Genomic DNA, 11180 nt, shown 5'->3' with positions numbered 1-11180 from the left:
AAAGAGACGACTTATGTCGTCTCAAAAAAAGTCTAACTTTTTGGGGTCACTTCACGTCTTTTATGACGAAGGGATTTTCTTATAATTGATAAAAAATTCCGATTAATATCGTTAGTAAAGTTGCGTACCAATAGAAGAAGGTAGCAATTCGGCTAGGTTTAGCTGTTTTCCTTAGAAGAATATGATATAGAATTGGAATAATTCCACTAATTCCAATTAGAATTAATGCAAATAATGAGAAATGAGTTCCTACTACATAAAAACTAACTGGATATGCAATGAGCCAACATAAGTTGAAAATAAGTGATACAAACATACTCCAAACAGGATAGTCTAGTTTTTCAGGATTATGTCGTTCAACTGATTTTTGTTTAAACTGAATCATGCTAATTCCAAAAATTGCATAGCATAGAAATACTTGGAAAATATTGTTTGTAATTTGATGTGTAATCAAGTAATACATTAAAAAGTTACCTACAGTGAATTTAGCTAAGCTATTTAAAAGTACATGATACGCGTATGCAGGGTGATTTGATTGTAAATGGAAAATCCAACTATGATTTACTCCAACAATTAATGTTGCGATAATTCCAATTCTAATACCAAAAGTTTGTACAAAATAGACAATTGGTAAAAGTAATAAGAAGTTCGTTAAAAGTAGTACAACGGATTGTCCACGTTTTGGAACTTTATAAAATTTTGAATACATCATTTCTTGTAAGTTAATCATAAACAAGAAAAAATATAAAACGAGTATCCCAGAAAGAGGGATAGCATTTGTTTTAATGGCTAGAAAAAAACCTAAAAATGAATAACTGACAGGAGCTAAAAATAAACTCCATAATGGATTCGTCAATTGTTTCAAATAAGGTGATTCTGAATGTGCCATAGAATTTGCGGACATATCAATTACCTCGAAAATACTTTTTGATTTCATGATAGGTAAATTAATCCAGCTTGTCAAGCAGTATTTAAACGATTACATGACATTTTCAAAAAATAAATGTATAAAAAAGAGAAATAATACTAGGAATTTTCAAAAATAATGCTATAATGGTTGAGTCTTAAAAAATATGATATTCCCGAGAGGATGCACAATGTGTAGATGCCTTGTAACCGGAATTGAATGGGGGAAAAACAATGGAAAAAATTTTATTTACATCGGAGTCAGTTACAGAAGGACATCCCGATAAAATCGCAGACCAAATTAGTGATGGAGTATTAGATGCTATTTTAGCTCAAGATCCAACCGCTCGTGTAGCCTGCGAAACAGTTGTTAATACAGGTTTAGTCGTATTAGTTGGTGAAATTACAACAACAGCTACAGTCGATTATCAACAAATTGCAAGAGATACGATTCGCAAAATTGGTTATACTGATCGCAAGTATGGCTATGATGCGGATAGCGTTGCTGTCATGGTTTCTTTAGACAAGCAATCACCTGACATTGCTATGGGGGTTAATGATGCTTTAGAAACTCGTGGACAACAAGAAGAGTTTGGTGCAGGAGACCAAGGTTTAATGTTTGGTTTTGCAACAAATGAAACAGATACTTATTTACCAATGCCAATTTATCTAAGTCATCAATTAGCTTATCAATTAGCAAAAGTTCGTAAAGAAAAACAATTGGATTACTTAGGACCAGACGGTAAAGTTCAAGTAACCGTTGAATATACAACAGACCATAAAGTAAAACGTATTGATACTATTGTTGTCAGTACACAACATGATGAAGAAATTTCTCAAGAACAAATTCATCGTGATATTTTAGAATATGTTGTTAAACCAGTTGTACCAAGTGAATTATTAGATGATGAAACACGTTACTTCATTAATCCAACAGGAAAATTCGTAATTGGTGGACCAGTTGGAGATTCTGGATTAACAGGTCGTAAAATCATCGTAGATACTTACGGTGGATACGCTCGTCATGGTGGAGGAGCATTCTCAGGAAAAGATGCAACAAAAGTAGACCGTTCTGCAAGTTATGCTGCTCGTTATATTGCTAAAAACGTAGTAGCAGCAGGTTTAGCGGATAAATGTGAAATTCAATTGGCTTATGCAATTGGGGTAGCTCAACCAGTATCAATTTCTGTGGATACTTTTGGAACAAATCATGTTTCAGAAGAAGATTTAATTGCTGCAATTCGTAAAGTTTTCAAGCTAACTCCAAAAGGAATTATTGAAACATTACAATTACGTAGACCAATTTACCAACAAACTGCTGCTTACGGACATTTTGGACGTAAAGATGTAGATTTACCGTGGGAACAATTAGATAAAGTTGAAGCTTTAAAAGCTGAATTCTAATAAAAAAACGATTATAACGGAGATGTTATAATCGTTTTTTTACTATTTATAATTCATAACAGTCATTGCAAATTGGAATACGATAACTCCTAATGTTGCTAATAACATAAACCATACAACAACACGAGTAATTTTTTCCATTGTTGAAAGATTACGTTTTTGTTTTTTTCTTGGTTTTCTTGACACTAGTATCTCTCCTTTATTTCAAATCATTGTTAGTTTACATGAATTGTAAGAAATACTCAAGTAGTATAGTAAATGAAAATTTTCTTTGAGTGCAAATAGCTTTCCTAAAATTGTAAATTTTGGTATGATGACAAGGTAAATTTATAAAATATTGGAGGAATTCAAAATGTCAAAACAACAAATTGGTGTCGTTGGTATGGCAGTAATGGGTCGTAATCTAGCATTAAATATTGAAAGTCGTGGTTATTCAGTTTCAATTTTTAACCGTTCATCTTCAAAAACAGATGAAGTGATTGCATTACATCCAGACAAAAAATTAGTTCCAACTTATACAGTGGAAGAATTCGTAGATTCATTAGAAAAACCAAGAAGAATTTTATTAATGGTTAAAGCTGGTGAAGCAACTGATAAAACAATTCAAAGTTTATTACCACATTTAGATAAAGGAGATATCTTAATTGATGGAGGAAATACATTCTTCCAAGATACAATCCGTCGTAACGAAATGTTAGCGAACTCAGGTATTAACTTTATCGGTACTGGAGTTTCTGGTGGTGAAGAAGGAGCCTTAAAAGGTCCAGCTATTATGCCTGGTGGACAAAAAGATGCGTATGATTTAGTAGCACCAATCTTAGAAGAAATTGCTGCTAAAGCTGATGATGGTGCACCATGTGTGACTTACGTAGGTCCAAATGGAGCAGGTCATTATGTAAAAATGGTTCATAATGGTATCGAATATGGTGATATGCAATTAATCGCTGAAAGTTATGATATTTTACGTCGTGTAGGTGGGTTAACTGTTGAAGAAACTGCAGAAGTATTCAAATCTTGGAATACTGGTGAATTAGATAGTTACTTAATTGAAATTACTGCTGATATTTTAACGAAAAAAGATCCTGAAACAGGTAAACCAATGGTTGAAGTAATTATGGATACTGCTGGTAATAAAGGAACTGGTAAATGGACTTCTCAAAGTGCATTAGACTTAGGTGTGCCACTTCCATTAATTACTGAATCTGTATTTGCACGTTATATTTCTACATTAAAAGAAGAACGTGAAGTTGCAAGTAAAGAATTATCTCCAATTAAAGTTCCTGAATTATCAAATACTGAAAAACAAGCATTAATTGAATCAGTTCGTAAAGGATTGTATTTCTCAAAAATTATGAGTTATGCACAAGGATTTGCTCAAATGCGTGTTGCGAGTGAAGAATTTGATTGGAAATTAAATTATGGAGAAATCGCGAAAATTTTCCGTGCTGGATGTATTATTCGTGCTCAATTCTTACAAAAAATTACGGATGCATTTGAACGTGATCCAGAATTGAAAAACTTATTATTAGATAAATACTTCTTATATGTAACTGAATCTTATCAAGAAGCGGTACGTGAAGTTGTTGTGACAGCTGTTCAAGCAGGAATCCCTGTTCCAACATTCTCAAGTGCATTAGCTTACTATGATTCTTATCGTTCAGAAGTGTTACCAGCTAACTTAATTCAAGCGCAACGTGACTACTTTGGTGCTCACACTTATAATCGTGTGGATAAACCGGGAGTATTCCACTTCGAATGGTCACAAGAACGTGAAATCGAACAATAATAACAATTAATATTTTAAATAAGACTACACTATAGTAGCTAGGGCGGCAGCAGCCCCTTCGGGTCTCATGCCTAAATTTCGAGCCTTGGTCTCGAAATTTCCTGTACTAGAAGCCAGGTGGCTTCTAGTACTTGAGCTACTATGGGTAGTCTTTTTGGTTTGAGCATTCATTAATGAAGGGACGTTTAGAAGTTTAATTTATCTGCTTATCTATTCATTTATGAGAATACGTTTAAATAAGACTACACTACAGTAGCTAGGGCGGCAGCAGCTCCTTCGGGTCTCATGCCTAAATTTCGAGCCTTGGTCTCGAAATTTCCTGTACTAGAAGCCAGGTGGCTTCTAGTACTTGAGCTACTATGGGTAGTCTTTTTGGTTTGAGCATTCATTAATGAAGGGACGTTTAGAAGTTTAATTTATCTGCTTATCTATTCATTTATGAGAATACGTTTAAATAAGACTACACTACAGTAGCTAGGGCGGCAGCAGCTCCTTCGGGTCTCATGCCTAAATTTCGAGCCTTGGTCTCGAAATTTCCTGTACTAGAAGCTAGGTGGCTTCTAGTACTTGGGCTACTATGGATAGTCTTTTCTGTTTCTTCATTCATTAATGTGGGGACGTAATCTCTTATAATAAAAAAAGCATCTCTTTTGAGATGCTTTTTTTATTGATGTGATTGTGGGGCAGTTTTTGTTGGTTTCATGAAGACGTGTTGGATTAATACAATCCCACATGAAACTAATACTCCAACAACAACTGCATTAGTAAAGTTATATGGAGATTGTGCTAATGCAGAACCTAAATAATAGGTTACTTGACTTAAAATAAATCCCCAAACAAAAGTTACGAGGTATTTCATTTCGACACCTTCTTTCAATTTCATTATAGTCAATCATCCTAGTTCATACAAGTAAAATTTCTTAAACTTGCATGAATCAAATTGTTTAAAAAACAACATCACAATATTTGTACAAAATTCTATTCAGCCGTTATAATGAATGAGAAGAAATGATAGAAAGGAATCATTATGACATTTACGATTTTACAAGTTACTAGTGGCTATAGCTTACTGAGAAGTACCATTGATTTATATAAATATGTAATGACTGCTAAGGAATTAGGATATCAAAAATTAGCTTTAACCGATGAAGGTGTCTTACATGGGGCAATTGAATTTTATAATTTATGTCGTAATCAAAATATTGAACCTATTATTGGCTGTTTATTCCAATATAAGCAATGGAGAAATGCAGAAGCTTTTTCGTCAATGATTGTTTACGCAAAGGATGAAATTGGTTATCAATCATTAATCGAATTATCAACTCAATATCAAAAATCAAAACTTGTTTCAAAAGATATGGAAAGAATCATAAAGGAAGTTTCCGAGCATTTACAAATAGTATTCCCTCAAGAAAATAGTGAATGGGCATTGGAATGTTCGAATGGGGAAGTGGCTTTTCAACGTTGGTTATTTGAAGCAGAAGAACGATATTTTTCAAATATTTATTTAGGAATTGAATTAAACCAAGCTTTACCAATTTCTCTAGAACAATTAGAAGAATGGACAAAGGATTTTTCTACAAAACTTCTTCCTTTTGTTAAAACTTTCTATTTAAAAGCTGAGGATGATTTTAGTTATCGAGTATTAAAAGCTATTGGAGATGGGGAAACACTAAGTACGACTCAAGCAGAAGTGAGTGGACAATACTATTTACAAGATGAGAAGGCATTAACTCAACATTGGTCGACTGTATTAGAAGGAAAGTTAGTCCGCCAATTACAAGAATTTGTCGATTCATTAAAATGGGAACTCCCAAAGCACCAATTATTACTCCCAAAATTCCAAACCCCTGAAGGAAAAACGAGTCACGATTACTTACAAGAAATTTGTCAGCAATCTTTAAAAGATAAAGAATTAGTAAAAGACGAGTATGAATCACGCCTAAATTATGAATTATCTATTATTCATCAAATGGGATTTGACGATTATTTCCTAATTGTATGGGATATTATGAAATATGCTCATGAAGCAGGAATTCAAACAGGACCTGGACGTGGTTCAGCAGCAGGTTCATTAGTATCTTATTTATTAAATATTACTAAGGTGGATCCAATTGAATATCAATTATTATTTGAACGATTCTTAAATCCGGAACGATATACAATGCCCGATATCGATTTAGATTTTCCGGATAATCGTAGAGAAGATATATTGGATTATGTTAGAAGAAAATATGGGGACAATCACGTTGCTCAAATTGCTACTTTTGGGACATTTGGTAGTAAACAAGCATTGAGAGATGTATGTCGTGTGCTAGGGTTAACCACGGTTCAAGCTGGAGAATGGTCTAAAGCTGTTCCAAATCAGTTAGGGATTAATTTAAAGAGTGCCTATGAACAGTCAAAAAGTTTACAAGCATTAGTGTCTAGAAGTCCAAAAAATCAATTGATTTTTGAAACAGCTTGTCGCATTGAAGGCTTACCTCGACATTTATCTACCCATGCAGCAGGGGTCGTATTATATGATAAGCCATTAACGGATGTCATTCCTTTAATGTATAAGGAACAGCAATTACCAATTACTCAATATACGATGAAATATGTTGAACAAATTGGATTGTTAAAAATGGACTTCTTAGGTTTAACGAATTTATCTATTTTACATGATTCAATTGAATTAACAAAATCAATTTATCAACATGAAATTATTTTAAACGAAATTCCGTTAGATGATGAAAAAACTCTTGAATTATTCCAAGAAGCCGATACAAATGGAATATTCCAATTTGAATCAGATGGTATTCGTCGAGTATTAAAGAAACTTCGACCAACAAATTTAGAAGATATTGCTGCAGTAAATGCCTTATATCGACCAGGCCCGATGGAGCAAATTGATACTTTTATTAAGAGGAAGCATGGACAAGAAGTTGTGAAATATCCGCATCCAATATTAGAGTCGATTCTGCAATCTACTTATGGAGTCATGGTTTACCAAGAACAAGTCATGCAAGTAACGTCTCAAATGGCTGGATTTACATTGGGCCAAGCTGATATTTTGCGACGTGCCATTGGTAAGAAAGATGCTAAAGTCATTGAAACAGAAAAAGCTCATTTTATTGAAGGAGCAATCGAAAAAGGCATTGATGTAGCTAGTGCGACAGAAGTTTATCAATATATTGAGCGATTTGCCAATTATGGGTTCAACCGTTCACATGCATTTGCGTATTCGTTATTAGCGTATCAATTAGCTTATTTTAAAACTCATTATCCACGTGCTTTTTATACTGCGATTTTAAGATTTGTAGGAGATCGTTCTCCAAAATTACAAACTTACTTTATCGAAGCAAAACAAAGAGGAATCTCGATTAAAAATCCATCGATTAATACAAGTTTAGAAGAATATAATGCAACGGTTGATGGAATTTTTATTGGATTAAATGCGATTAAAGGATTAAGAAGAGACTTTATTCAAGAAATTCTTAAACAAAGAAAACAAAATGGTCCATACATTGATTTTATGGATTTTGCATTTAAAATTGGGAAACGATTTTGTAAAAAAGAAGTGTTAGAAGCTTTAATTGATGCGGGAGCTTTTGATGAATTAGGAAAAAATAGAGCGACATTGAGAGCAACCATTGATGCTGTGATTGAAAGTGTGAAATTTCATGGAAGTAATCTTTCTTTAGAACTAAATGAAGATATGTATCCAAAATATTTTGAAGAAGAAGATAGTAATATTATTGAAAAGATCGAACGAGAAATTGCTGTATTAGGATTTCCAGTTTCTGCTTTTCCAACAGAACCTTATGAAATATTGTATAAAGAGCAAAAAGCGAATCGTATTTCAACAATTTATGAATCAAAACCAGTGTCCGTATTAGGATTACTAAAAAATATTCGTAAGACTCGTACAAAAAAAGGTGAACCTATGGCTTTTGGAACGATACAAGATGAAACTGGTGAAATGGAATTTGTTGTATTTTCTGAAGTGTATCCAATTGTTTTTTCATTATTAGAAGAAAATCAATTAGTATTAATAAAAGGGAAATCAAGAAAAAGTCTACAGTCTAAATGGCAAGTGCAAGTTCAGGAAGTATTAAGTTTATTTGAAGTCGAAGGATTAGCACAAGCAGTTTCGATTAAATGTTATATTAAAATCACTGAAAAATTACAAACTAAAGAAGTATTTGATCAAATTAGAAATGTCATTATTAATAATCCTGGAGATACAACCGTTCTTTTATATATCGAAAGTAAAGATCAACTTCTAAAAATGAATTTTAACACAGGATTAGCAGTTGATGCAGAGACGATAAAAGCCCTTTCTTCTGTTGTAGGAGAAAAAAATGTAAAAATTATAAAATAAAAACCTTTTCATTAATGAAAAGAAAAGACATTTTTTAAGAAAAGTGTTAAAATAGGGTAAGAAATTGGATGAGTTCCAAATAATAAATAAGAGGTGAATAGCTTGAAACGTATTGCTGTTTTAACAAGTGGTGGGGATGCACCAGGTATGAATGCTGCAGTTCGTGCCATCGTTCGTAAAGGAATTTATGAAGGATTTGAAGTCTATGGGATTAACTATGGATATGCAGGATTAGTAGCAGGAGATATCCGTAAAATGGAAGCTTCTGATGTAGGAGATATGATTGGCCGTGGAGGTACTTTCTTATATTCTGCTCGTTATCCTGAATTTGCACACCGTGAAGGTCAAGAAAAAGGGATCGAACAATTGAAAAAATTTGGTATCGAAGGTTTAGTTGTTATCGGTGGAGACGGAAGTTACCAAGGTGCAGTAGCTTTAACAAAATTAGGTTTTCCTACAATTGGGGTACCAGGAACAATTGATAATGATATTCCAGGTACAGATTATACAATTGGTTTTGATACAGCGATTAATACTGTATTAGAAGCAGTTGACCGCTTAAGAGATACTGCAACAAGTCACGTACGTACATTTATTGTTGAAGTAATGGGACGTAATGCAGGAGATATTGCTTTATGGACTGGTATCGGTAGTGGAGCAGAACAAATTTTAATTCCTGAGCAAGATTTTGACATTGCTGAAGTAGCAAAAGATCTAAAACGTGGTCGTCTAAATGGTAAAAAACATACAATTATCCTTTTAGCTGAAGGGGTAATGAGTGGCGATGAATTTGCTAAAAAATTATGGGAGTATGATGATGATTTCCACACTCGTGTAACAGTATTAGGACACGTTCAACGTGGTGGTTCACCAACTGCTCGTGACCGTGTATTAGCAAGCCGTTTAGGTGCAAAAGCCATCGATTTATTAAAAGAAGGCGTTGGCGGCGTTTGCGTTGGTGTTCGTGGCGAAGAAGTTGTTTATAACGACATCGTAGAAACATTAGCAAATGGTAAACATGTTCCAAACTTAGAATTATATCAATTAAATAAAGAAATTTCATTTTAATTAAGGAGTAATTTTTTATGAAAAAGACTAAAATTGTATGTACAATTGGACCAGCAAGTGAATCAATTGAAAAATTAACAGCATTAGCTGAAGCAGGAATGAACGTATCACGTTTAAACTTCTCTCATGGTGACCATGAAGAACATTTAGCACGTATTAACAATATCAAAAAAGTACGTCAAGAAACTGGTAAAATGATTGCTATCTTATTAGATACAAAAGGACCTGAAATTCGTACACATGATATGGAAGGTGGAGCTTTAGAATTCTTCACTGGCGATGTATTACGTATTTCAATGACTGAAGTTTTAGGAACAAAAGAAAAAATTTCTATTACTTATCCAGAATTAATTAACGATGTTAAAGTTGGATCTACTATCTTAATCGATGATGGTTTAGTAGGTTTAACTGTTACAGAAATTGACCATGCTAATGGCGAAATCGTAACAGTTGTAAATAACAGCGGTGTTGTTAAAAACAAAAAAGGTGTTAACGTTCCAGGAGTAAGTACTAAATTACCAGGAATCACTGAAAAAGATAGAGCAGATATTATCTTCGGTATTGAAAATGATATTGACTATATCGCAGCAAGTTTCGTTCGTCGTGCATCTGACGTTCAAGAAATCAGAGATTTATTAGAAGAACACAATGCAACTCATATTCAAATTATTCCAAAAATTGAAAACCAAGAAGGTATTGATAACATTGATGAAATCTTAGCTTTATCTGATGGTTTAATGGTTGCTCGTGGAGACATGGGTGTTGAAATTCCTGCAGAGGAAGTTCCAATCGTTCAAAAAGCTTTAATTAAGAAATGTAATGCTTGTGGTAAACCAGTAATCACAGCTACACAAATGTTAGATTCAATGCAACGTAACCCACGTCCAACTCGTGCGGAAGCAGGGGACGTAGCAAATGCTATCTTCGATGGTACAGATGCTGTAATGTTATCTGGTGAATCTGCAGCAGGGGACTACCCAGTAGAAGCTGTTAAAACAATGGCAAGCATTTGTGTACGTACTGAACGTGAATTACGTGGACAAGATAAATTTAAATTAAAAACTTATGATGCATCAGATGTAGCGGAAGCAATTGCTCGTTCTGTAGCGCATACAGCTAAAAACTTAGATATTAAAACAATTGTAGCTGCAACTCAATCTGGTCATACTCCAAAAATGATTTCTAAATATCGTCCAAGCGCAAATATTATGGCTGTGACATACACTGAACGTCAACAACGTGCTTTAGCATTAGTATGGGGTGTTCAACCTTTTGTTATTGATAGACCTGCATCAACTGATGAAATGTTTAAGCTTGCAAATGATATCGTATTAGAAAAAGGATTTGCTGAAAAAGGAGAATTATTAATTCTTACAGCCGGTCTTAAAGTTGGAGAAACAGGTTCAACAAATATGTTGAAGGTTCAAAAAACATTTTAAGAATTCGAAATAGACTCTTGTATAGTAGTAAAGGACGGCAGCAGACTCGCAAAAGCGAGTCTCATGCCTAACTTTCGAGCCTAAGGTCTCGAAAGTTCCTAGTAAAAGTTGCCAATTAGGCAACTTTTACGCTTACTACTATAAGAGTCTTTTCTATTTTGGTTGTTCGACAAATCCTGTTGGTGAGAAATCACCGACAGGATTTTTTATA

The 11180-nt window shown here is 33.8% G+C and carries 7 protein-coding genes, 1 pseudogene and 1 riboswitch; of the genes and pseudogenes, 5 read left to right on the top strand and 3 right to left on the bottom strand.

The features are described from left to right. Window positions 1–79: 79 nt before the first annotated feature. Window positions 80–904 (bottom strand): hypothetical protein, encoded by an 825-nt coding sequence (locus RYK07_RS08065; protein WP_314853349.1) that lies wholly within the window; start codon window positions 902–904, stop codon window positions 80–82. 162 nt (window positions 905–1066) lie between these two features. Beyond that, window positions 1067–1143: riboswitch (SMK box riboswitch) on the top strand. Here RYK07_RS08065 and metK point away from each other — a divergent pair. Then, window positions 1141–2310, top strand: coding sequence for a methionine adenosyltransferase (gene metK / locus RYK07_RS08060; protein WP_314853347.1), 1170 nt, complete (start codon window positions 1141–1143; stop codon window positions 2308–2310). Its footprint overlaps the riboswitch before it by 3 nt. A gap of 42 nt (window positions 2311–2352) precedes the next feature. Here the strand turns inward: metK and RYK07_RS08055 are convergent, their stop codons facing one another. After that, on the bottom strand, window positions 2353–2496 hold the full coding sequence (locus tag RYK07_RS08055) for a DUF4044 domain-containing protein (RefSeq protein WP_020991322.1): 144 nt from the start codon (window positions 2494–2496) through the stop codon (window positions 2353–2355). A gap of 166 nt (window positions 2497–2662) precedes the next feature. Here RYK07_RS08055 and gndA point away from each other — a divergent pair, with 166 nt between their 5' ends. Continuing rightward, a complete protein-coding gene (gene gndA, locus RYK07_RS08050; RefSeq protein ID WP_314853345.1) occupies window positions 2663–4096 on the top strand; it encodes an NADP-dependent phosphogluconate dehydrogenase in 1434 nt (477 codons plus the stop codon). Window positions 4097–4760: 664 nt separating this feature from the next. Here the strand turns inward: gndA and RYK07_RS08045 are convergent. Then, entirely contained in the window at window positions 4761–4979 is a 219-nt protein-coding gene (locus RYK07_RS08045) for a YjzD family protein (protein ID WP_314853343.1), read from the bottom strand. A gap of 144 nt (window positions 4980–5123) precedes the next feature. Between RYK07_RS08045 and dnaE the strand changes: the two genes are divergently transcribed. The 3 genes and pseudogenes from dnaE to pyk all read left to right on the top strand — a co-directional run. Further along, entirely contained in the window at window positions 5124–8462 is a 3339-nt protein-coding gene (dnaE, locus tag RYK07_RS08040; protein ID WP_314853342.1) for a DNA polymerase III subunit alpha, read from the top strand. 102 nt (window positions 8463–8564) lie between these two features. After that, window positions 8565–9530, top strand: a complete 966-nt coding sequence (gene pfkA, locus RYK07_RS08035) for a 6-phosphofructokinase (RefSeq protein WP_314853341.1) — start codon at window positions 8565–8567, stop codon at window positions 9528–9530. A 17-nt stretch (window positions 9531–9547) separates the two neighbouring features. Then, window positions 9548–10957: pseudogene (gene pyk, locus RYK07_RS08030) on the top strand (pyruvate kinase); the annotation flags it as partial. Window positions 10958–11180: the final 223 nt, after the last annotated feature.

It is taken from the genome of uncultured Granulicatella sp. (assembly GCF_963528315.1).
Lineage (GTDB): Bacteria > Bacillota > Bacilli > Lactobacillales > Aerococcaceae > Granulicatella.
Note: the sequence above shows the minus strand (reverse complement) of the source record. Positions and strands in the feature narration are given on the sequence as shown.

Bases quoted from the DNA above. Each gene is read 5' to 3' on its own strand.
- metK (WP_314853347.1), top strand. From the start codon at position 1,141: ATGGAAAAAATTTTATTTACATCGGAGTCAGTTACAGAAGGACATCCC.
- dnaE (WP_314853342.1), top strand. From the start codon at position 5,124: ATGACATTTACGATTTTACAAGTTACTAGTGGCTATAGCTTACTGAGA.
- RYK07_RS08045 (WP_314853343.1), bottom strand. From the start codon at position 4,979: ATGAAATTGAAAGAAGGTGTCGAAATGAAATACCTCGTAACTTTTGTT.
- RYK07_RS08065 (WP_314853349.1), bottom strand. From the start codon at position 904: ATGTCCGCAAATTCTATGGCACATTCAGAATCACCTTATTTGAAACAA.
- gndA (WP_314853345.1), top strand. From the start codon at position 2,663: ATGTCAAAACAACAAATTGGTGTCGTTGGTATGGCAGTAATGGGTCGT.